The organism is Citrobacter sp. Cpo015 (assembly GCF_030333035.1).
In the GTDB taxonomy this organism is placed as follows: domain Bacteria; phylum Pseudomonadota; class Gammaproteobacteria; order Enterobacterales; family Enterobacteriaceae; genus Citrobacter; species Citrobacter portucalensis.
Map to the genome: position 1 here is coordinate 65,903 of NZ_JAOWGS010000020.1, position 23,429 is coordinate 89,331.

19 protein-coding genes are annotated in these 23,429 nt (G+C 52.2%); 16 read left to right on the forward strand and 3 right to left on the reverse strand.

Annotation, left to right across the window (positions count from 1 at the left end):
* Positions 1 to 8 precede the first annotated feature (8 nt).
* The 3 genes from dapD to map all read right to left on the reverse strand — a co-directional run bounded on the left by dapD (position 9) and on the right by map (position 4,445).
* The gene (gene dapD / locus OGY67_RS06915; RefSeq protein WP_003829186.1) at positions 9 to 833 is read right to left on the reverse strand and encodes a 2,3,4,5-tetrahydropyridine-2,6-dicarboxylate N-succinyltransferase; all 825 of its coding nucleotides are present in this window, start codon (positions 831 to 833) and stop codon (positions 9 to 11) included.
* 31 nt (positions 834 to 864) lie between these two features.
* A complete protein-coding gene (gene glnD / locus OGY67_RS06920; protein WP_003829184.1) occupies positions 865 to 3,537 on the reverse strand; it encodes a bifunctional uridylyltransferase/uridylyl-removing protein GlnD in 2,673 nt (890 codons plus the stop codon).
* 113 nt (positions 3,538 to 3,650) lie between these two features.
* A complete protein-coding gene (gene map, locus OGY67_RS06925) occupies positions 3,651 to 4,445 on the reverse strand; it encodes a type I methionyl aminopeptidase (protein ID WP_003829182.1) in 795 nt (264 codons plus the stop codon).
* Between the two features lie 449 nt (positions 4,446 to 4,894).
* On the opposite strand from map, the gene rpsB reads away from it, so the two are divergent.
* From rpsB to dnaE, 16 genes are all read left to right on the forward strand, one after another.
* Positions 4,895 to 5,620, forward strand: coding sequence for a 30S ribosomal protein S2 (gene rpsB / locus OGY67_RS06930; protein WP_003018553.1), 726 nt, complete (start codon positions 4,895 to 4,897; stop codon positions 5,618 to 5,620).
* Positions 5,621 to 5,756: 136 nt separating this feature from the next.
* Entirely contained in the window at positions 5,757 to 6,608 is an 852-nt protein-coding gene (gene tsf / locus OGY67_RS06935) for a translation elongation factor Ts (protein WP_003018551.1), read from the forward strand.
* Between the two features lie 145 nt (positions 6,609 to 6,753).
* Positions 6,754 to 7,479, forward strand: coding sequence for a UMP kinase (gene pyrH, locus OGY67_RS06940; protein WP_003018549.1), 726 nt, complete (start codon positions 6,754 to 6,756; stop codon positions 7,477 to 7,479).
* A gap of 139 nt (positions 7,480 to 7,618) precedes the next feature.
* Positions 7,619 to 8,176: a ribosome recycling factor gene (gene frr / locus OGY67_RS06945; RefSeq protein ID WP_003018547.1), complete on the forward strand. Its 558-nt coding sequence runs from the start codon at positions 7,619 to 7,621 to the stop codon at positions 8,174 to 8,176.
* A gap of 183 nt (positions 8,177 to 8,359) precedes the next feature.
* Complete coding sequence (ispC, locus tag OGY67_RS06950) at positions 8,360 to 9,556, forward strand: 1-deoxy-D-xylulose-5-phosphate reductoisomerase (protein ID WP_003829176.1); 1,197 nt, start codon at positions 8,360 to 8,362, stop codon at positions 9,554 to 9,556.
* A 187-nt stretch (positions 9,557 to 9,743) separates the two neighbouring features.
* A complete protein-coding gene (gene ispU, locus OGY67_RS06955) occupies positions 9,744 to 10,502 on the forward strand; it encodes a (2E,6E)-farnesyl-diphosphate-specific ditrans,polycis-undecaprenyl-diphosphate synthase (protein ID WP_008786266.1) in 759 nt (252 codons plus the stop codon).
* A gap of 12 nt (positions 10,503 to 10,514) precedes the next feature.
* On the forward strand, positions 10,515 to 11,372 hold the full coding sequence (cdsA, locus tag OGY67_RS06960; RefSeq protein ID WP_008786267.1) for a phosphatidate cytidylyltransferase: 858 nt from the start codon (positions 10,515 to 10,517) through the stop codon (positions 11,370 to 11,372).
* Positions 11,373 to 11,383: 11 nt separating this feature from the next.
* Entirely contained in the window at positions 11,384 to 12,736 is a 1,353-nt protein-coding gene (rseP, locus tag OGY67_RS06965; RefSeq protein ID WP_003829173.1) for a sigma E protease regulator RseP, read from the forward strand.
* Positions 12,737 to 12,765: 29 nt separating this feature from the next.
* A complete protein-coding gene (bamA, locus tag OGY67_RS06970; RefSeq protein WP_111466090.1) occupies positions 12,766 to 15,183 on the forward strand; it encodes an outer membrane protein assembly factor BamA in 2,418 nt (805 codons plus the stop codon).
* 122 nt (positions 15,184 to 15,305) lie between these two features.
* Positions 15,306 to 15,791, forward strand: coding sequence for a molecular chaperone Skp (skp, locus tag OGY67_RS06975; RefSeq protein WP_003018533.1), 486 nt, complete (start codon positions 15,306 to 15,308; stop codon positions 15,789 to 15,791).
* A 3-nt stretch (positions 15,792 to 15,794) separates the two neighbouring features.
* On the forward strand, positions 15,795 to 16,820 hold the full coding sequence (gene lpxD / locus OGY67_RS06980) for a UDP-3-O-(3-hydroxymyristoyl)glucosamine N-acyltransferase (protein WP_003018531.1): 1,026 nt from the start codon (positions 15,795 to 15,797) through the stop codon (positions 16,818 to 16,820).
* Between the two features lie 103 nt (positions 16,821 to 16,923).
* The gene (gene fabZ / locus OGY67_RS06985; RefSeq protein ID WP_003018528.1) at positions 16,924 to 17,379 is read left to right on the forward strand and encodes a 3-hydroxyacyl-ACP dehydratase FabZ; all 456 of its coding nucleotides are present in this window, start codon (positions 16,924 to 16,926) and stop codon (positions 17,377 to 17,379) included.
* A gap of 3 nt (positions 17,380 to 17,382) precedes the next feature.
* Complete coding sequence (lpxA, locus tag OGY67_RS06990) at positions 17,383 to 18,171, forward strand: acyl-ACP--UDP-N-acetylglucosamine O-acyltransferase (protein WP_003018525.1); 789 nt, start codon at positions 17,383 to 17,385, stop codon at positions 18,169 to 18,171.
* Positions 18,171 to 19,319 (forward strand): lipid-A-disaccharide synthase, encoded by a 1,149-nt coding sequence (lpxB, locus tag OGY67_RS06995; RefSeq protein WP_003829168.1) that lies wholly within the window; start codon positions 18,171 to 18,173, stop codon positions 19,317 to 19,319. The genes lpxA and lpxB overlap by 1 nt, the downstream gene beginning before the upstream one ends.
* Positions 19,316 to 19,912 (forward strand): ribonuclease HII, encoded by a 597-nt coding sequence (gene rnhB / locus OGY67_RS07000; protein WP_003018518.1) that lies wholly within the window; start codon positions 19,316 to 19,318, stop codon positions 19,910 to 19,912. Before lpxB ends, rnhB begins: the two co-directional genes overlap by 4 nt.
* Before the next feature lie 24 nt (positions 19,913 to 19,936).
* Positions 19,937 to 23,419, forward strand: a complete 3,483-nt coding sequence (gene dnaE / locus OGY67_RS07005) for a DNA polymerase III subunit alpha (RefSeq protein WP_286573813.1) — start codon at positions 19,937 to 19,939, stop codon at positions 23,417 to 23,419.
* The last annotated feature ends 10 nt before the right edge of the window (positions 23,420 to 23,429 follow it).

The window sequence follows — 23,429 nt, forward strand, 5'->3', positions numbered from 1 at the left end:
AATCGCTGTTAGTCGATAGTGCGCAACAGTTCGTTGATTCCCACTTTGCCACGCGTTTTGGCATCGACTTTCTTCACAATCACCGCGCAGTACAGGCTGTATTTACCATCTTTCGACGGCAGGTTGCCGGAGACGACCACGGAGCCTGCCGGAACGCGACCATAATGCACTTCGCCAGTTTCGCGATCGTAAATACGGGTGCTCTGACCGATGTACACGCCCATGGAGATAACAGAACCTTCTTCGACGATCACGCCTTCAACCACTTCAGAGCGTGCGCCGATGAAGCAGTTGTCTTCGATGATGGTCGGGTTAGCCTGCAACGGCTCCAGTACGCCGCCGATGCCAACGCCGCCGGACAGGTGTACGTTTTTACCGATTTGCGCACAGGAACCGACTGTCGCCCAGGTATCAACCATCGTACCTTCATCAACATAAGCGCCGATGTTTACGTAAGATGGCATCAGCACGGTGTTACGGGCGATAAACGCACCCTGACGCACGGCCGCAGGCGGAACCACGCGGAAACCTTCCTTCTGGAAGCGCGCTTCGTCGTAGTTGGCGAATTTCATCGGTACTTTATCGAAGTAACGGCTTTCCGCACCTTCGATGACCTGATTATCGTTAATACGGAAAGAGAGCAGGACCGCCTTTTTCAGCCACTGATGTGTGACCCACTGACCCTCAATCTTCTCTGCGACGCGCAGTGCACCGGAATCCAGTAAAGAAATAACCTGATTCACCGCTTCGCGGGTTACGGTATCTACATTTGCCGGAGTAATGTCGGCACGGCGCTCGAAAGCGGACTCAATAACGTTCTGTAACTGCTGCATTGTTAAACTCTTTCCATAATAAATAAAAACATCACCCTTTATCGTTTGGATTGAGGGCCTCTGTCAACCGTTGATGTACTTCCTGCTGCAGCTCATTATTAAGGGCGCGCCGGTCGGCGGTGGCGATTATGAATAAATCTTCTACTCGCTCGCCAATGGTTGTAATTCGGGCGCCATGCAGCGAAATTCCCAGATCGGCAAAAATCTGCCCGACCCGCGCCAGCAGGCCGGGCTGGTCGAGGGCGATAAGCTCCAGGAATGATTTTCGGTCGGTATGGGTCGGCAAAAAGGTGACCTCAGTATCGACGGTAAAGTGGCGTAATTTTGCCGGCTGGCGACGCGGTTGCGGTGGCTGCCAACTGCGCTGCGTGATGGCCTGTTCCAGTCCAAAACGGATCGCTTCATGTCGGTCTGAAGACAGCGGGCTGCCGTCCGGTTCCAGCACGATGAACGTATCCATCGCCATCCCATCGCGGGTAGTGAAAATCTGCGCATCGTGGACGCTAAGATTACGCCTGTCCAGTTCGGCGCAGACGGCGGCAAACAGGTAAGGGCGGTCAGGGCTCCAGATGAAAATTTCTGTCCCGCCGCGCGTGGCCTGTGGGCTGAGCAGGATCAGCGGCTTGCTGAGATCGTGTTGCAGCAGATGGCGCGCATGCCAGGCCAGCTGATTTGGGCTGTGACGCACGAAGTAGTTGGCGCGACAGCGTGACCAGATGTGGTGCAACGCTTCTTCATCAATGTTGTCCATTCGCAGTAGCGCCAGCGCCTGAAGCTGATGATGGCGTACACGCTCACGCATATCCGGCGTATTTTGCATGCCACGACGGAGTTGTTTTTCCGTTGCGAAGTACAGCTCGCGTAGCAGGCTTTGCTTCCAGCTATTCCACAGCGTTTCGTTGGTGGCGCAAATATCCGCGACGGTCAGACACACCAAAAAGCGCAGACGGTGTTCCGTTTGTACCTCTTCGGCGAATTGCTTAATTACTTCGGGATCCTGAATATCGCGGCGCTGAGCGGTCACCGACATCAGCAAATGCTGGCGCACCAGCCACACGATCAGCTGCGTTTCGCGGGAATTCAGGCCGTGCAGTTCGGCGAACTTGAGCACATCCTGAGCGCCGAGTACCGAGTGATCGCCGCCGCGACCTTTGGCGATATCGTGGAACAGCGCGGCAATCAGAATCAACTCCGGCTGTCGCAGACGCGGCCATAGATCCACACACAGCGGATGGCGCTGACGGGTCTCTTCGTTAGCAAAACTTTCCAGCTTGAGCATTACGCGGATGGTGTGTTCATCCACCGTATAGGCATGAAACAGGTCAAACTGCATTTGGCCGACAATATGCGACCATTGCGGCATATAGGCCCACAACACGCTGTGGCGATGCATCGGCAGCAGACCGCGGCTCACCGCGCCCGGATGGCGTAACATACTGAGAAACAGCGATCGCGCTTCCGGGATGTAGCACAGCGGCTGCGTTAAATGACGGCGGGCATGACGCAAATGGCGCAGCGTGGTGGAGTAAATCCCGCTGATCGCGCTGTTACGCACCATGATGTAAAACATCCGCAGTATCGCTTCTGGTTTGCGGATAAACAGATCGTCGTTGCGCAGATCGATCAACGTGCCGCGCAGTTGGAAGTCGTCATCAATCGGGCGCGGTTTTTCATCGGCGGGCATGGCGAGGATCGCCTCGTCGAACAGTTGCAACAGCATGTGATTCAGTTCGCTGACCCGTCGGGTGACGCGGAAATAGTCTTTCATCATCCGCTCGATAGGCTCGTTGCCTTCGCCGCCGTAGTTTAGCCGTTGCGCCACGCTGAGCTGGCGGTCAAACAGCAGGCGGTTGTCGTAACGACTAACGACCAGATGCAGGGCGAAGCGAATCCGCCACAGGATATGCAAACATTCATTCAGCTCGGCGCGTTCAGCCAGTGTCAAAAAGCCGAAGCCGACCATTTCGTCCAGTGAGGTGGCGCCAAAATGGCGACGCGCCACCCATTGCAGGGTATGGATATCGCGCAGGCCGCCGGGACTGCTTTTGATGTCCGGCTCCAGGTTGTAGCTGGTGCCGTGATAGCGCTGGTGGCGCTGATTCTGCTCTTCCACTTTAGCGGCGTAAAACTTGTCGGAAGGCCAGAAACCTTCGCTAAAAATATGCTTTTGCAGCTCCAGAAACAGCGCCACATCGCCGATCAGCAAGCGTGTTTCAATCAGGTTGGTGGCGACGGTTAAATCTGACAATCCTTCCAGCAGACACTCTTCCAGCGTACGCACGCTATGCCCAACCTCCAGCCTCACGTCCCATAGCAGCGTTAACAGCTCACCGACTTTCTCGGCCTGCGCATCAGGCAGCTTTTTACGGCTCAGGATCAGCAGGTCAATATCGGAAAGCGGGTGCAATTCGCCTCGTCCGTAGCCACCAACGGCAACCAGCGCCAGATCGGCTATTTGCCCGAACCCAGCTTCTATCCACAAACGCTGTAGCAGTTGGTCAATAAATTCGGTGCGGGCCTCAATGAGCTGTTCTGCGGAAATTCCACTGTCAAACGCTTCGCCTAACCAGTTCTGGAAGGTGTCGATATGCGCTTTAATGCCGGAGCAGTTGAGATCTTGCTGTGGCCATGTCCCTGGGTTTTGCGGTTGGCCAGGCAGGGTGGGGAGGGCAGTATTTGCGTGCTGTTCAGGAAGAGTATTCATTATGCGCCACCCATTAAAAAGCCGGATGATGGCGTGAACGCCTTATCCGGCCTACTAAGTAGTACAATTTGTAGGCCTGATAAGATGCGAATGCATCGCCATCAGGCAAAACATTATTCGCCGTGTGTGATGATCGCCGGGATGGTGTCATCCTTGCGTAACGTCAGAATTTCACAGCCGTTTTCCGTCACTACAATAGTATGCTCGTACTGTGCAGACAAGCTCCGGTCTTTGGTTTTCACCGTCCAGCCGTCTTTCATGGTACGGATGCGGTAATCACCGGCATTCAGCATCGGTTCTATGGTGAACGTCATGCCCGGCTGCAGTACCACACCACCGTCGTCTGCATCGTAGTGCAGAACCTGTGGCTCTTCATGGAAGCCGCGACCGATACCGTGACCGCAGTATTCACGAACAACAGAGAAACCTTCGCCTTCCGCGTATTTCTGAATCGCAGCGCCCAGCGTGCGCAGGCGAATGCCCGGTTTTACCATTCGCAGCGCCAGATACAGGCTTTCCTGTGTGACGCGGCACAGACGCTCGCCCAGAATAGTAGGTTTGCCGACGATAAACATCTTGGAGGTATCGCCGTGGTACTCGTCTTTAATTACGGTGACGTCGATGTTAACGATATCGCCGTCTTTCAGAAGCTTGGCGTCGTCCGGGATCCCGTGGCACACCACCTCATTAATAGAGATGCACACGGATTTCGGATAACCGTGATAGCCCAGGCAGGCGGAAATGGCCTGCTGCTCATTCACGATATAGTCATTACAGAGGCGATCCAGCTCGCCGGTGCTGACGCCCGGTTTAACAAACGGCGCGATCATTTCCAGTACATCAGCGGCCAGGCGGCCAGCGACGCGCATTTTTTCGATTTCTTCAGGGGTCTTGATTGAGATAGCCATAAATTCTGTCCATCAGTGCCGATGATATCGGCAATAATTGTTTAAGTGCTGCCAATGGTATCAGTCTGGGGTGTACCCTGCCAAATTGAGAATCATTCTGAACTTCGCCTTTCGTGCCACAGATGCGTTGGCTACATTTTTTCACCCCAGTCACTTACTGGTTGTAAGCTCCCGGGGATTCAAAAATTTGCCGCCTTCCTGTAACACGAAATTCATCGTTCATTCAGCACAGACCGCCAACAATTATTGGTGTCGGTGGCGTATTTGTGGTATAAAGCGCGCCGGACTTCCGATCCATTCGAAGACTACACACGATGGACGGGAGCGACAAATCTCACTTTGTGTAACAACACACACGTATCGGCACATATTCCGGGGTGCCCTTTGGGGTCGGTAATATGGGATGCGTGGAGGCTTAACCCCAACTTTTATATATAGAGGTTTTAATCATGGCAACTGTTTCCATGCGCGACATGCTCAAGGCTGGTGTTCACTTCGGTCACCAGACCCGTTACTGGAACCCGAAAATGAAGCCGTTCATCTTCGGTGCGCGTAACAAAGTTCACATCATCAACCTTGAGAAAACTGTACCGATGTTCAACGAAGCTCTGGCTGAACTGAACAAGATCTCTGCTCGTAAAGGTAAAATCCTTTTCGTTGGTACTAAACGCGCTGCAAGCGAAGCGGTGAAAGAAGCTGCTAACAGCTGCGACCAGTTCTTCGTGAACCATCGCTGGCTGGGCGGTATGCTGACTAACTGGAAAACCGTTCGTCAGTCCATCAAACGTCTGAAAGATCTGGAAACTCAGTCTCAGGACGGTACTTTCGAAAAGCTGACCAAGAAAGAAGCGCTGATGCGTACTCGTGAGCTTGAGAAACTGGAAAACAGCCTGGGCGGTATCAAAGACATGGGCGGTCTGCCGGACGCTCTGTTCGTAATCGATGCTGACCACGAGCACATTGCTATCAAAGAAGCAAACAACCTGGGTATCCCAGTATTTGCTATCGTTGATACCAACTCTGATCCGGACGGTGTTGACTTCGTTATCCCGGGTAACGACGACGCAATCCGTGCTGTGACCCTGTACCTGGGCGCTGTAGCTACTACCGTTCGTGAAGGCCGTTCTCAGGATCTGGCTTCCCAGGCGGAAGAAAGCTTCGTAGAAGCTGAATAATAAGGCACGCTCGTTAGAGCCCTTATAGACCAGGTAGTATCACGTTTGGTTAGGGGGCCTGTATATGGCCCCCTTTTTCACTTTTAAATCTGTGCGGTTTCATGCCGGGCAGATCAAATCTTCCGAGGATTTTAGAATGGCTGAAATTACCGCATCCCTGGTAAAAGAGCTGCGTGAGCGTACTGGCGCAGGCATGATGGATTGCAAAAAAGCACTGACTGAAGCTAATGGCGACATCGAGCTGGCAATCGAAAACATGCGTAAGTCCGGTGCAATCAAAGCGGCGAAAAAAGCAGGCAACGTTGCTGCTGACGGCGTAATCAAAACCAAAATCGACGGCAACATCGCTTTCATTCTGGAAGTTAACTGCCAGACTGACTTCGTTGCTAAAGATGCTGGTTTCCAGGCATTTGCTGACAAAGTACTGGACGCTGCCGTTGCTGGCAAAATCACTGACGTTGAAGTTCTGAAAGCACAGTTCGAAGAAGAACGTGTTGCTCTGGTTGCTAAAATCGGTGAGAACATCAACATCCGTCGCGTTGCTTCCCTGGAAGGCGAAGTTCTGGGTAACTACCAGCACGGTGCTCGTATCGGTGTTCTGGTTGCTGCAACTGGCGCTGACGAAGAACTGGTTAAACAGCTGGCAATGCACGTTGCTGCAAGCAAACCAGAATTCGTTAAGCCGGAAGACGTTTCCGCTGAAGTGGTAGAAAAAGAATACCAGGTTCAGCTGGACATCGCTATGCAGTCTGGCAAGCCGAAAGAAATCGCAGAGAAAATGGTTGAAGGCCGCATGAAGAAATTCACCGGCGAAGTTTCTCTGACCGGTCAGCCTTTCGTCATGGAACCGAGCAAATCTGTTGGTCAGCTGCTGAAAGAGCATAACGCTGACGTAACTGGTTTCATCCGCTTTGAAGTGGGTGAAGGCATCGAGAAAGTTGAGACTGACTTTGCAGCAGAAGTTGCTGCGATGTCCAAGCAGTCTTAATTTTTAAAGGAGCCGCCTGAGGGCGGCTTCTTTTTGTGTCTGGCTTGTAAATTCAGCGAACCGCTATAGTGGTCATGCTGAAAAGCGACATACAATGTCGCCGGAATTAACTCATCTCATTCGTTGACAGTCTCAGGAAAGAAACATGGCTACCAATGCAAAACCCGTCTACAAACGTATTCTGCTTAAGTTAAGTGGCGAAGCTCTGCAAGGTTCAGAAGGCTTCGGTATTGATGCAAGCATCCTCGACCGCATGGCTCAGGAAATCAAAGAGCTGGTTGAGCTGGGTATTCAGGTTGGCGTAGTGATTGGTGGTGGTAACCTGTTCCGTGGCGCTGGTCTGGCGAAAGCGGGGATGAACCGCGTTGTGGGCGACCACATGGGCATGTTAGCCACCGTAATGAACGGTCTGGCGATGCGCGATGCGCTTCACCGCGCCTATGTGAACGCTCGCTTGATGTCCGCAATTCCTCTGAACGGCGTGTGTGATAACTACAGCTGGGCCGAAGCTATCAGCCTGCTGCGTAACAACCGCGTTGTTATTTTGTCTGCGGGTACCGGCAATCCGTTCTTCACCACCGATTCTGCAGCCTGCCTGCGCGGTATTGAAATTGAAGCGGATGTGGTTCTGAAAGCCACCAAAGTCGATGGCGTATTTACTGCCGACCCGGCTAAAGATCCAACGGCGACTATGTACGAACAGTTGACCTACACTGAAGTGCTGGATAAAGAGCTGAAAGTAATGGATCTTGCCGCGTTCACGCTGGCTCGTGACCACAAATTACCGATTCGTGTCTTTAACATGAACAAACCAGGTGCACTGCGCCGTGTTGTTATGGGTGAAAAAGAAGGCACGTTAATCACGGAATAATTCCCGTTGCGGCTAAATGCAGGTAATATTCCGCTTTAATGTCGCGGGATACGTCCCTCAAAATTAATCAAGACTATACTTGTCACATCTTGCGTGGCGGGTATGGTCTGACTGAAACAAGCTTTCAAGGATTCGTAACGTGATCAACGATATCAGAAAAGATGCTGAAGTACGCATGGACAAATGCGTCGAAGCGTTCAAAAACCAAATCAGCAAAATTCGCACGGGTCGTGCTTCTCCTAGCCTGCTGGATGGTATTGTCGTGGAATATTACGGCACGCCGACTCCGCTGCGCCAGCTGGCAAGCGTAACGGTTGAAGATTCCCGTACCCTGAAAATCAACGTATTTGACCGTTCTATGGGTCCAGCCGTTGAGAAAGCAATCATGGCTTCCGACCTCGGTCTGAATCCAAGCTCTGCGGGTTCTGACATCCGCGTTCCGCTGCCGCCGCTGACCGAAGAACGTCGTAAAGATCTGACCAAGATCGTACGTGGTGAAGCTGAAGGCGCGCGTGTTGCGGTACGTAACGTACGCCGCGATGCAAACGACAAAGTGAAAGCGTTGTTGAAAGAAAAAGAGATCAGCGAAGATGACGATCGCCGTTCTCAGGACGACGTACAGAAACTGACTGACGCAGCAATCAAGAAAGTTGATGCGGCGCTGGCAGAGAAAGAAGCAGAACTGATGCAGTTCTGATTCGCCTGTACGCTAAAAACGCCGCTTAGAAGGCCTGAGAAGGCTGGATGGCGGCGTTTTGCTTTTTTCTGTCTACATACTCTAAATAATTCAAGTTGCAGGAAGGCGGTGACGCCAAAGGCCGAGTAAAGCCAACGTACATGCAACTTGAAGTATGACGAGTAAAATTCTTCTGGATGTCCGATGAAGCAATTAACCATCCTGGGATCAACCGGTTCCATTGGTTGCAGTACGCTGGATGTAGTACGCCATAACCCGGAAAAATTTCGTGTTGCTGCGTTGGTGGCGGGTAAAAATGTTGCCCGTATGGTAGAGCAATGCCTGGAGTTTGCGCCTCGCTATGCGGTAATGGATGATGAAAAAAGCGCAGCACAGGTAAAAGCTGCTCTTTTGGCACAGGGTAGCCGTACCGAGGTGATGAGCGGGCAGCAGGCTGCCTGTGATATGGCTGCACTGGATGATGTTGATCAGGTCATGGCGGCGATTGTCGGCGCAGCGGGTTTGCTGCCGACGCTGGCGGCAATTCGTGCGAGCAAAAGCATTTTGCTGGCGAATAAAGAATCTCTGGTGACCTGCGGTCGTCTGTTTATGGACGACGTGAAACGCCACAAAGCGCAGCTTTTGCCGGTAGATAGCGAGCATAACGCGATTTTTCAGAGTTTACCGCAACCTATCCAACACAATCTGGGATACGCTGACCTTGAGCAAAACGGCGTCATGTCAGTTCTGCTTACCGGGTCTGGTGGCCCATTCCGTGAAACGCCATTGCGCGATCTGGTCTCTATGACCCCCGATCAGGCATGCCGTCATCCGAATTGGTCGATGGGACGAAAAATCTCTGTCGATTCCGCCACCATGATGAACAAAGGTCTGGAATACATTGAAGCGCGTTGGTTATTTAATGCCAGTGCAAGCCAGATGGAAGTGCTGATTCATCCGCAGTCGGTTATTCATTCGATGGTCCGTTATCAGGATGGTAGTGTTCTGGCGCAGTTGGGTGAACCTGATATGCGTACACCTATTGCCCATACGATGGCATGGCCAGAACGTGTGACGTCCGGTGTTAAGCCTGTCGACTTTTGCAAACTCAGTGCGTTGACGTTTTCCGCACCTGATTACCAGCGTTATCCGTGCCTGAAACTGGCGATGGACGCGTTTGAGCAAGGTCAGGCGGCGACGACCGCACTCAATGCCGCGAATGAAATTACCGTTGCCGCATTCCTGGCGCAGCAGATCCGATTTACCGATATTGCCGATCTCAATTTATCTGTACTGGATAAGATGGATTTGCAGGAACCACAGAGCGTTGACGACGTGTTGAAGGTCGATGCCATCGCGCGGGAAGTCGCCAGAAAAGAAGTGATGCGACTCTCAAGCTGATGATAATCCCTCTACGGAGAATCGTGCTATTTGTTAGCGTTGGGCTTCAGTGATATAGTCTGCGCCACCCGATCGCGGGTATTTGCTTTTTTTCGGTCGGGTAAGCCGTGGTTTGACACGGCTTTTTTGTGGATAGGCTTCAGTATTCCTGAGTACCGTAAATCCTTTCAGGGACTAATAACGCGTTATGTTGTCTGCAACTAAACCATTAAGCGAAAATTTGCCAGCACATGGTTGTCGCCATGTCGCAATTATCATGGATGGCAATGGCCGCTGGGCGAAAAAGCAAGGGAAGATTCGCGCCTTTGGGCATAAGGCTGGAGCAAAATCCGTCCGCCGGGCTGTCTCTTTTGCTGCCAATAACGGTATTGATGCGTTAACGCTGTATGCCTTTAGCAGTGAGAACTGGAACCGACCTGCGCAGGAAGTGAGCGCGTTAATGGAACTGTTTGTGTGGGCACTTGATAGCGAAGTGAAAAACCTGCATCGCCATAACGTACGCCTGCGTATTATCGGGGATATCAGTCGATTTAACTCACGTTTGCAAGAACGGATTCGCAAATCAGAAGCGATTACCGCCCAGAATACCGGGTTGACGCTGAATATTGCAGCGAATTACGGTGGACGGTGGGATATTGTCCAGGGAGTCAGGCAACTGGCACAACAGGTGCAGGACGGTGTGCTGCATCCTGAGCAAATCGATGAAGAGATGCTTGGGCAGCAAATTTGTATGCATGAGCTGGCTCCTGTGGATTTAGTGATAAGGACTGGGGGAGAGCACCGAATTAGTAATTTTCTGTTGTGGCAAATTGCCTACGCCGAACTTTACTTTACCGATGTTCTCTGGCCCGATTTCGATGAACAAGACTTTGAAGGTGCGCTGCATGCCTTTGCTAATCGTGAGCGTCGTTTCGGCGGCACCGAACCCGGTGATGAAAAAGCCTGATGGGGGTCGCTTTTGCTGAAGTATCGCCTGATTTCTGCTTTTGTTTTAATACCCGTTGTCATCGCGGCGCTGTTTTTGCTGCCGCCGGTGGGGTTCGCCATTGTTACGTTGGTCGTCTGTATGTTGGCCGCCTGGGAATGGGGACAGTTAAGCGGTTTTACCACGCGTACGCAGCGAGTCTGGCTGGCGGTTTTGTGCGGGCTATTGCTGGCACTGATGCTATTTTTGCTGCCAGAATACCATCGCGATATCCATCAACCGCTGGTTGAAGTATCGCTGTGGGCGTCGCTGGGCTGGTGGGTCGTAGCGCTGTTACTGGTATTGTTTTACCCAGGGTCTGCGTCGGTCTGGCGTAATTCCAAAACATTACGCATAATTTTCGGCGTGTTAACCATTGTCCCGTTCTTTTGGGGAATGCTGGCGCTACGTGCATGGCACTATGATGAGAATCATTATAGTGGCGCGCTATGGCTGCTGTATGTCATGATCCTCGTTTGGGGAGCGGACTCTGGTGCGTATATGTTTGGTAAGCTATTTGGCAAACATAAGCTGGCCCCGAAGGTTTCTCCTGGTAAAACCTGGCAGGGTTTTTTTGGCGGACTCGCCACTGCGGCCGTGATCTCATGGGGTTATGGCATGTGGGCGAATCTTGAAGTTGCGCCTGTCACCTTGCTCATTTGCTCCATCGTTGCAGCCCTGGCCTCCGTGCTGGGTGACCTGACCGAGAGTATGTTTAAGCGTGAAGCAGGTATTAAGGACAGTGGTCACTTAATTCCAGGACACGGCGGTATTCTGGATCGTATTGATAGCCTGACGGCTGCGGTACCGGTCTTTGCCTGCCTGTTGTTACTGGTGTTCAGGACGCTCTAACGGATGGTCTTATGCTGAGTATTCTCTGGAATTTGGCTGCATTCATCATTGCACTTGGTGTGCTTATCACCGTGCATGAATTTGGTCATTTCTGGGTTGCACGGCGCTGCGGAGTCCGCGTCGAACGCTTTTCCATTGGCTTTGGAAAAGCGCTTTGGCGGCGTACCGATAAATCAGGTACGGAATACGTCATCGCCATGATTCCCCTCGGCGGTTACGTCAAAATGCTGGATGAGCGCGCTGAACCGGTCGCACCGGAATTGCGCCATTACGCCTTCAACAATAAAACGGTTGGACAACGTGCTGCCATTATCGCCGCGGGTCCGATTGCAAACTTCCTTTTTGCTATTTTTGCTTATTGGCTGGTGTTTATCATTGGTGTCCCTGGCGTTCGTCCGGTTGTTGGTGAAATAACACCCAACTCGATTGCTGCACAGGCGCAAATTCAGCCGGGTACGGAACTAAAAGCGGTTGATGGCATCGAAACCCCTGATTGGGATGCCGTGCGATTGCAACTGGTATCCAAAATTGGCGATGAGCATACGACCCTCAGCGTGGCGCAATTTGGCAGTAACCAGCGACAGGACAAAACGCTGGATTTACGCCATTGGGCATTTGAGCCAGACAAAGAGGATCCTGTCTCTAGTTTGGGCATGCGTCCGCGTGGTCCGCAGATTGAACCGGTACTGTCAGAAGTGCAGGTTAACTCCGCTGCAAGTAAGGCAGGTTTGCAAGCTGGCGACAGGATCGTTAAAGTCAATGGTCAGTCGCTGACGCAATGGATGACGTTCGTGACGCTGGTGCGCGATAATCCGGATACGCCGTTAGCGCTAGATATTGAAAGACAAGGAAGTTCCTTGTCTTTAACGTTAACCCCAGATTCAAAACAGGTTAACGGTAAGGCAGAAGGGTTTGCGGGCGTGGTGCCTAAAGTTATTCCTCTGCCTGATGAGTATAAGACTGTACGCCAGTATGGGCCATTCAGCGCCATCCTCGAAGCCTCGGATAAAACGTGGCAGTTGATGAAGCTGACGGTCAGTATGCTGGGAAAATTGATTACCGGTGATGTAAAACTGAACAACCTCAGTGGGCCGATTTCTATCGCCCAGGGGGCTGGGATGTCAGCGGAGTTCGGGATTATTTATTACCTGATGTTCCTTGCGCTTATCAGCGTGAACTTAGGGATAATCAACCTGTTTCCGTTGCCCGTTCTTGACGGGGGGCATCTGCTGTTCCTGGCGATTGAAAAGCTGAAGGGCGGTCCGGTATCCGAGCGGGTTCAAGACTTTAGTTATCGCATTGGCTCTATCTTGCTGGTGTTGTTAATGGGGCTTGCACTTTTCAATGATTTCTCTCGGTTGTAAGAGAGTGTTAGGAAGAACGCATAATAACGATGGCGATGAAAAAGTTGCTCATAGCGTCGCTGCTGTTTAGCAGCGCCACCGTATACGGTGCTGAAGGGTTCGTAGTGAAGGACATTCATTTCGAAGGCCTACAGCGAGTCGCCGTTGGTGCGGCTCTCCTCAGTATGCCGGTGCGCACAGGCGACACGGTTAATGATGAAGACATCAGTAATACCATTCGTGCTCTGTTCGCCACCGGAAACTTTGAGGATGTCCGCGTCCTGCGCGATGGTGATACCCTTCTGGTTCAGGTAAAAGAACGTCCGACGATTGCCAGCATCACTTTCTCCGGTAACAAATCGGTGAAAGATGACATGCTGAAGCAAAACCTCGAGGCGTCTGGCGTGCGTGTTGGCGAGTCTCTGGATCGCACAACGCTTGCCGATATCGAAAAGGGCCTGGAAGATTTCTACTATAGCGTCGGTAAGTACAGCGCCAGTGTGAAAGCGGTGGTGACGCCGTTGCCGCGTAACCGCGTTGACCTCAAGCTGGTCTTCCAGGAAGGTGTTTCGGCGAAGATCCAACAGATCAATATCGTCGGCAACCATGCCTTCTCGACTGACGAACTTATCTCTCACTTCCAGTTGCGTGACGAAGTGCCGTGGTGGAACGTGGTGGGCGATCGTAAATACCAGAAACAGAAGCTGGCGGGCGACCTTGAAACCCTGCGTAGCTACTATCTGGATCGCGGTTATGCTCGCTTCAATATTGATTCCACTCAGGTCAGCCTGACGCCGGATAAAAAAGGCATCTACATCACCGTTAACATCACTGAAGGCGAGCAGTACAAGCTTTCTGGGGTTCAGGTGAGCGGTAACCTGGCCGGGCACTCCGCCGAAATTGAGACCCTGACGAAGATCGAGCCAGGTGAACTCTATAACGGCACCAAAGTGACCAAAATGGAAGATGACATCAAGAAGCTTCTGGGTCGCTATGGCTATGCCTATCCGCGCGTACAGTCGCAGCCTGAAATCAACGACGCTGACAAAACCGTTAAATTGCGTGTAAACGTGGATGCGGGTAACCGTTTCTATGTGCGTAAGATCCGTTTTGAAGGTAACGACACTTCTAAAGACTCCGTTCTGCGTCGCGAAATGCGTCAGATGGAAGGCGCATGGTTGGGCAGCGATCTGGTCGACCAGGGTAAAGAGCGTCTGAACCGTCTGGGTTACTTTGAAACCGTTGATACCGATACTCAGCGTGTTCCGGGCAGCCCGGATCAGGTTGATGTGGTCTACAAGGTCAAAGAGCGTAACACCGGTAGCTTTAACTTCGGCGTCGGTTATGGTACCGAGAGCGGCGTGAGCTTCCAGGCTGGCGTTCAGCAAGATAACTGGTTAGGTACCGGTTATTCTGTCGGGATTAACGGCACCAAAAACGACTACCAGACCTATACTGAGTTGTCTGTCACTAACCCGTACTTCACCGTTGATGGTGTGAGCCTTGGTGGCCGCGTCTTCTATAACGACTTTGAAGCGGATGATGCAGACCTGTCCGACTATACCAACAAAAGTTATGGTACAGACGTGACGCTGGGCTTCCCGGTCAACGAATACAACACGTTGCGTGCGGGCCTGGGTTATGTACATAACAAACTGTCCAATATGCAGCCGCAGGTTGCGATGGATCGTTATCTTGAGTCAATGGGTGAGACCAATACCAACAGCTTTGCTGCGGATGACTTCACCTTTAACTATGGTTGGACATATAACAAGCTTGACCGCGGCTACTTCCCAACGGAAGGTACGCGCGTCAACCTGAACGGCAAAGTCACCATTCCGGGTTCTGACAACGAATACTATAAAGCGACGTTGGATACCGCGACCTATGTGCCGATCGATGACGATCATAAATGGGTCGTCCTGGGTCGTACCAAGGTAGGTTATGGAGACGGTATAGGCAGCAAAGAGTTGCCGTTCTACGAGAACTTCTATGCGGGTGGCTCCAGCACCGTGCGTGGTTTCCAGTCTAATACCATCGGTCCGAAAGCGGTCTATAAACCTGGGGCTTACGCCGGCGATACTGACAGCTACGAAGAGTGTACCAATAAAGACGGTTCGTACTGTAAATCAGACGATGCGGTCGGTGGTAACGCCATGGCCGTAGCCAGCCTGGAATTTATTACCCCGACGCCGTTTATCAGCGATAAGTATGCTAACTCGGTCCGTACCTCCTTCTTCTGGGATATGGGTACCGTTTGGGATACTAACTGGCAGGATAGCGATCAAACTCGCGCTATTGGGGTTCCAGATTACGGTGATCCGAGCAATATCCGTATGTCTGCAGGTATCGCGTTACAATGGATGTCCCCATTGGGGCCGTTGGTTTTCTCCTACGCCCAGCCGTTCAAGAAGTACGATGGAGACAAAGCGGAACAGTTCCAGTTTAACATTGGTAAAACCTGGTAACTGTTCTTCGCAAAGGAATGTAGTGGTAGTGTAGCGATGACTTTAGGCGATCTTGCATGGGATCGCCTGGCCACGCAAAGAACTGCACCTTCGGGTGCAAATGGGATGGTAAGGAGTTAATTGTGAAAAAGTGGTTATTAGCTGCAGGTCTCGGTTTAGCGATGGCAACGTCCGCACAGGCTGCTGACAAAATTGCAATCGTCAATATGGGTAGCCTGTTCCAACAGGTTGCACAGAAGACGGGTGTTTCTGCTACGCTGGAAAACGAGTTCAAAGGCCGTGCCAGCGAACTGCAGCGTATGGAATCCGATCTGCAATCTAAAATGCAGCGTCTGCAATCAATGAAAGCAGGTAGCGATCGTACCAAGCTGGAAAAAGACGTCATGGCTCAGCGCCAGACTTTCTCTCAGAAAGCTCAGGCTTTCGAGCAGGATCGTGCACGTCGTTCCAACGAAGAACGTGGCAAACTGGTTACTCGTATCCAGACAGCTGTGAAATCTGTTGCCAGCAGCCAGAGCATTGATCTGGTCGTTGACGCAAACACCGTTGCATACAACAGCAGCGATGTAAAAGACATCACCGCTGACGTACTGAAACAGGTTAAATAAGTAATGCCTTCAATTCGACTGGCTGATTTAGCAGAGCAGTTGGATGCAGAATTACACGGTGATGGCGATATCGTCATCACCGGCGTAGCGTCCATGCAATCTGCGCAAACTGGCAATATCACGTTCATGGTGAATCCTAAATACCGTGAACATTTAGGCGTATGCCAGGCGTCTGCCGTTGTGATGACGCAGGACGATCTTCCTTTTGCTAAGAGTGCGGCGCTGGTAGTGAAGAATCCCTACCTGACCTATGCACGTATGGCGCAAATTTTAGATACCACGCCTCAGCCTGCACAGAACATTGCACCCAGTGCAGTGATCGATGCAACGGCGAAGCTGGGTAATAATGTCTCTGTGGGCGCAAATGCGGTCATTGAGTCTGGCGTAGAACTGGGCGATAACGTGGTTATCGGTGCAGGTTGCTTCGTCGGAAAAAATACCAAAATCGGTGCAGGTTCACGCTTGTGGGCGAATGTGACGATTTACCACGACATCCAGATCGGTGAAAATTGCCTGATCCAGTCCAGCACTGTCGTTGGATCTGATGGATTTGGTTACGCGAACGATCGTGGTAACTGGGTGAAGATCCCCCAGCTTGGTCGCGTGATTATCGGCGATCGCGTCGAGATCGGCGCTTGTACCACCATTGACCGTGGTGCTCTGGACGATACTGTGATCGGTAATGGTGTTATCATTGATAACCAGTGCCAGATTGCGCATAACGTTGTGATTGGCGACAATACGGCGGTAGCCGGTGGCGTCATTATGGCGGGTAGCCTGAAGATTGGCCGTTATTGCATGATTGGCGGTGCCAGCGTGATCAATGGGCATATGGAAATATGCGACAAAGTTACGGTAACTGGCATGGGTATGGTGATGCGTCCTATCACTGAACCTGGCGTCTACTCCTCAGGCATTCCGCTACAACCCAACAAGGTATGGCGTAAAACAGCTGCACTGGTGATGAATATTGATGATATGAGCAAGCGCCTCAAAGCGATTGAGCGCAAGGTTAATCAACAAGACTAAAGCACCTTTTTTGCATGTCTGACTTTTCGGCCTGTCCCATTCATACGATTGCGACAGGCCGTGTTATTATTGCCTTTTAGTATATTTTGACAGGAAGAGTATTTTGACTACTAACACTCATACTCTGCATATTGAAGAGATTTTAGAACTTCTGCCGCACCGTTTTCCGTTTCTGCTGGTTGACCGCGTGCTGGATTTTGAAGAAGGTCGTTTTCTGCGCGCAGTGAAAAATGTATCCGTTAACGAGCCTTTCTTTCAGGGCCACTTCCCGGGTAAACCTATTTTCCCTGGCGTATTGATTCTGGAAGCGATGGCACAGGCTACCGGTATCCTCGCGTTTAAAAGCGTAGGAAAACTGGAACCAGGCGAACTGTATTATTTCGCGGGTATTGATGAAGCACGCTTTAAGCGTCCTGTCGTGCCTGGCGATCAGATGATCATGGAAGTGACTTTCGAGAAAACGCGCCGTGGCCTGACCCGTTTTAAAGGGGTTGCGCTGGTCGACGGTAAAGTTGTGTGCGAAGCAACGATGATGTGTGCCCGTAGCCGGGAGGCCTGATACGTGATTGATAAATCCGCCTTTATTCACCCGACCGCCATTGTAGAAGAGGGCGCCAGCATTGGTGCCAATGCTCACATTGGCCCATTTTGTATTGTTGGACCCCATGTTGAAATTGGTGAGGGTACCGTACTGAAGTCTCACGTTGTCGTGAATGGCCATACAAAAATTGGTCGCGATAACGAGATCTATCAGTTTGCCTCCATCGGTGAAGTTAACCAGGATCTTAAATATGCTGGTGAACCGACCCGTGTGGAAATTGGCGATCGCAACCGCATCCGCGAAAGCGTCACCATTCATCGTGGCACAGTGCAGGGCGGTGGAGTGACGAAGGTGGGCAGCGATAACTTACTGATGATTAATGCGCACGTCGCGCATGATTGTACGGTAGGCAACCGCTGTATTCTGGCGAATAACGCCACGCTTGCCGGACATGTTTCGCTTGATGATTTTGTTATCATCGGCGGCATGACTGCGGTGCATCAGTTCTGCATCATCGGTGCACATGTGATGGTTGGCGGCTGTTCTGGTGTAGCCCAGGACGTGCCTCCGTACGTTATCGCCCAGGGCAACCACGCGACGCCGTTTGGCGTCAATATCGAAGGTCTGAAGCGTCGTGGATTCACCCGCGAAGCGATTACCGCGATTCGTAACGCCTACAAAGCGTTGTACCGTAGCGGTAAAACGCTGGAAGAAGTGAAACCAGAAATCGCGGAACTGGCGAAACAGTACCCCGAAGTTCAGGCTTTCAGCGACTTCTTTGAGCGCTCAACGCGTGGCCTGATTCGTTAATGACTGAACAGCGTCCTTTAACGATTGCCCTCGTCGCCGGAGAAACCTCCGGCGATATTCTTGGTGCAGGGTTAATCCGTGCACTCAAGGCTCGCGTTCCCAATGCGCGTTTTGTTGGCGTGGCGGGTCCGCTGATGCAGGCCGAAGGTTGTGAAGCCTGGTACGAAATGGAAGAGCTGGCGGTCATGGGCATTGTTGAAGTGCTCGGACGCCTGCGCCGTTTACTGCATATTCGTGCCGACCTCACTCGCCGATTCACCGACTTAAAGCCGGATGTTTTCGTCGGCATTGATGCGCCTGATTTCAATATTACCCTCGAAGGGAACTTGAAAAAACAGGGCATTAAAACCATTCATTATGTCAGTCCGTCCGTCTGGGCGTGGCGACAGAAACGCGTTTTCAAAATAGGCAGATCCACCAACATGGTGCTGGCCTTTCTGCCTTTCGAAAAAGCGTTTTATGACAAATTTAACGTCCCGTGCCGCTTTATCGGTCATACCATGGCGGATGCCATGCCGTTGGACCCGGATAAAAATGCGGCACGTGATGTTCTGGGCATTCCTCATGACGCTCACTGCCTGGCGCTACTGCCAGGAAGCCGCGGTGCAGAAGTGGAGATGCTCAGCGCCGATTTTCTGAAAACGGCGCAGCTATTACGCCAGCATTATCCGGATCTCGAAGTGGTGGTGCCGTTGGTGAATGCCAAACGTCGCGAGCAGTTTGAACGCATTAAAGCGGAAGTTGCACCGGAGCTTTCTGTACATCTGCTCAATGGTATGGGACGTGAAGCAATGGTGGCCAGCGATGCCGCACTGCTGGCTTCAGGTACCGCCGCGCTGGAGTGTATGCTGGCAAAATGCCCGATGGTGGTTGGCTACCGTATGAAACCCTTCACCTTTTGGCTGGCGAAGCGCCTGGTGAAAACGGATTACGTTTCGCTACCTAACCTGCTGGCGGGAAGAGAACTGGTTAAAGAGCTGTTGCAGGAAGAGTGTGAACCGCAGGCGCTGTCGCAAGCGCTGTTGCCATTGCTGGCAAATGGTAAAACCAGCCATGCGATGCACGACACATTCCGTGAACTGCACCAGCAGATCCGTTGCAATGCTGATGAGCAGGCGGCGGATGCGGTCCTGGAGTTAGCGCAATGATTGAATTTGTGTATCCGCATACGCATTTAGTGGCGGGTGTGGATGAAGTCGGGCGCGGCCCTTTGGTTGGCGCAGTCGTCACTGCTGCCGTCATTCTGGATCCGGCTCGCCCTATTATCGGTCTTAACGACTCAAAAAAACTGTCAGAAAAACGTCGCCTGGCGCTGTTTGATGAAATTAAAGAAAAAGCGTTAAGCTGGAGCCTAGGTCGGGCGGAACCGCATGAAATCGACGAGCTGAACATTTTGCATGCCACCATGCTGGCCATGCAGCGTGCGGTTGCGGGTCTGCATATTGCGCCTGAATACGTGCTGATTGACGGCAATCGTTGCCCGGCATTACCGGTACCGTCGATGGCGGTGGTCAAAGGTGATAGCCGCGTGGCGGAGATTAGCGCCGCATCGATTCTGGCAAAAGTGACCCGTGACGCTGAAATGGCGGCGCTGGATACGGTTTTTCCACAGTATGGTTTTGCACAGCACAAAGGTTATCCAACCGCATTTCATCTGGAAAAATTGGCACTGCATGGTGCGACTGAGCACCATCGCCGCAGCTTTGGCCCCGTCAAACGCGCACTGGGACTCTCGTCCTGATTCTTGTGTCGAAGGAATCTGAAGATGTCTGAACCACGTTTCGTCCACCTACGGGTGCACAGCGACTACTCCATGATCGATGGGCTGGCGAAAACCGGGCCGCTGGTAAAAAAGGCGGCCGCGTTAGGCATGCCTGCGCTGGCGATCACTGATTTTACCAACCTGTGTGGTCTGGTGAAGTTTTACGGAGCGGGTCACGGTGCGGGTATTAAGCCGATAGTTGGCGCAGATTTTCATGTCCGCAGTGAGCTGTTGGGCGATGAACTCACGCAGCTCACCGTGCTGGCCGCAAATAATACCGGCTATCAGAACCTGACGTTGTTGATTTCGAAAGCCTATCAGCGCGGCTATGGCGCAGAAGGGCCGGTTATCGACCGGGACTGGTTGGTCGAGCTAAAAGAAGGTTTGATTTTGCTCTCCGGCGGTCGCATGGGCGATGTCGGACGCAGCCTGCTGCGCGGCAATAGCGCACTGGTTGACGAGTGCGTGGCGTTTTACGAAGAACATTTTCCCAATTGCTATTTCCTCGAACTGATTCGCACCGGCAGGCAAGATGAAGAAAATTATCTGCACGCAGCCGTAGCACTGGCCGAAACGCGTGGTCTACCGGTAGTGGCGACTAACGATGTCCGCTTCCTTGAAACCGGAGATTTCGACGCGCATGAAATCCGCGTAGCGATCCACGACGGGTTCACCCTTGATGACCCGAAACGCCCGCGTAACTATTCGCCGCAGCAGTACATGCGCAGCGAAGATGAGATGTGCGAGCTGTTCTCCGATATTCCGGAAGCACTGCAAAACACCGTCGAGATAGCCAAACGCTGCAACGTGACGGTGCGTCTGGGCGAATACTTCCTGCCGCAGTTCCCGACCGGCGATATGACCACCGAGGATTTCCTCGTGGCGAAATCACGCGAAGGGCTGGAAGAACGTCTCGAATTTTTGTTCCCTGACCCTGAAGTTCGTACGCAGAAGCGCCCGCCTTACGATGAACGTCTGGAAGTTGAACTTAAAGTTATCAACCAGATGGGATTCCCTGGCTACTTCCTGATCGTTATGGAATTTATCCAGTGGTCGAAAGATAACGGCGTACCGGTAGGCCCGGGACGTGGTTCCGGCGCTGGCTCACTAGTCGCCTATGCGCTGAAAATTACCGATCTCGATCCGCTGGAATTTGACCTGCTGTTCGAACGTTTCCTTAACCCGGAACGTGTCTCAATGCCCGACTTCGACGTTGACTTCTGTATGGAGAAACGCGACCAGGTTATCGAGCACGTGGCGGAAATGTACGGTCGTGATGCGGTTTCGCAGATTATTACCTTTGGTACGATGGCTGCAAAAGCGGTTATCCGCGACGTGGGCCGCGTGCTGGGGCATCCGTACGGTTTCGTTGACCGTATTTCGAAACTGGTGCCGCCCGACCCGGGCATGACGCTGGCAAAAGCCTTTGAAGCCGAACCCCAACTGCCGGAAATCTATGAGGCAGATGAAGAGGTTAAAGCGCTGATCGATATGGCGCGTAAGCTGGAAGGCGTCACGCGTAACGCTGGTAAGCACGCCGGTGGTGTGGTTATCGCACCGACAAAAATTACTGATTTTGCGCCTTTGTACTGCGATGAGCAGGGGCTGCACCCGGTTACTCAGTTTGATAAGAACGACGTGGAATATGCCGGTCTTGTGAAGTTCGACTTCCTCGGCCTGCGTACGCTCACCATCATCAACTGGGCGCTGGAAATGATCAACGCGCGCCGTGAAAAGAACGGTGAGCCACCGCTGGATATTGCGGCTATCCCGCTGGATGACAAGAAAAGCTTCGATATGCTGCAACGCTCGGAGACCACGGCGGTCTTCCAGCTTGAATCCCGCGGTATGAAAGACCTGATCAAACGTCTGCAGCCTGACTGCTTCGAAGACATGATCGCACTGGTGGCTCTGTTCCGCCCAGGTCCGCTACAGTCGGGGATGGTAGATAACTTTATCGACCGTAAGCATGGTCGCGAAGAGATTTCCTACCCGGACGTACAATGGCAGCATGAGTGTCTGAAACCGGTACTGGAGCCGACCTACGGCATTATCCTGTATCAGGAACAGGTTATGCAGATTGCCCAGGAGTTGTCCGGGTACACCCTTGGCGGCGCGGATATGCTGCGTCGTGCGATGGGTAAGAAAAAGCCGGAAGAGATGGCTAAGCAGCGCGGCACCTTTGAAGAAGGGGCGAAAAAGCGCGGCGTAGACGGCGAACTGGCGATGAAAATCTTTGACCTGGTGGAGAAATTCGCCGGTTACGGATTTAACAAATCGCACTCCGCAGCCTATGCGCTCGTCTCTTACCAGACGCTGTGGCTGAAGGCGCATTATCCTGCTGAGTTTATGGCGGCGGTAATGACCGCCGATATGGATAACACTGAGAAAGTGGTCGGGCTGGTAGATGAATGCTGGCGTATGGGGCTCAAAATCCTGCCGCCGGATATCAACTCCGGGCTTTACCATTTTCACGTGAATGATGATGGCGAGATTGTTTATGGCATCGGCGCGATAAAAGGCGTGGGTGAAGGACCAATTGAAGCTATTATTGAGGCGCGTAACGAAGGCGGTTACTTCCGTGAGCTGTTTGATCTCTGTGCACGCACGGATATCAAAAAACTTAACCGCCGGGTGCTGGAAAAGCTAATTATGTCTGGGGCGTTTGATCGCCTTGGTCCGCATCGCGCGGCGTTGATGAATTCGCTCAACGATGCGCTAAAAGCCGCCGATCAGCATGCAAAAGCCGAAGCCATCGGTCAGGCCGATATGTTTGGCGTGCTGGCGGAAGAACCGGAGCAAATTGAACAATCCTATGCCAGTTGCCAACCGTGGCCGGAGCAGGTGGTATTAGATGGTGAGCGTGAAACGTTGGGGCTTTACCTGACGGGACACCCCATCAACCAGTATTTAAAAGAAATTGAGCGCTATGTCGGAGGCTACAGGCTGAAAGACATGCATCCGACAGAACGTGGTAAAGTCACCACGGCTGCGGGGCTCGTCATTGCTGCGCGGGTAATGGTCACCAAGCGCGGCAATCGTATCGGCATCTGTACACTGGATGACCGTTCCGGACGTCTGGAAGTTATGTTGTTTACCGATGCTCTGGATAAATACCAGCAATTGCTGGAAAAAGACCGCATACTTATCGTCAGCGGACAGGTCAGCTTTGATGACTTCAGCGGCGGGCTTAAAATGATGGCCCGTGAAGTCATGGATATTGACGAAGCCCGGGAAAAATATGCTCGCGGGCTTGCTATCTCGCTGACGGACAGGCAAATTGATGACCAGCTTTTAAACCGACTCCGTCAGTCTCTGGAACCCCACCGCTCGGGGACAATTCCAGTACATCTCTACTATCAGAGGGCGGATGCACGTGCGCGGTTGCGTTTTGGCGCGACGTGGCGTGTTTCTCCGAGCGATCGTTTGCTAAACGATCTCCGTGGCCTTATTGGTTCGGAGCAGGTGGAACTGGAGTTTGACTAATACAGGAATA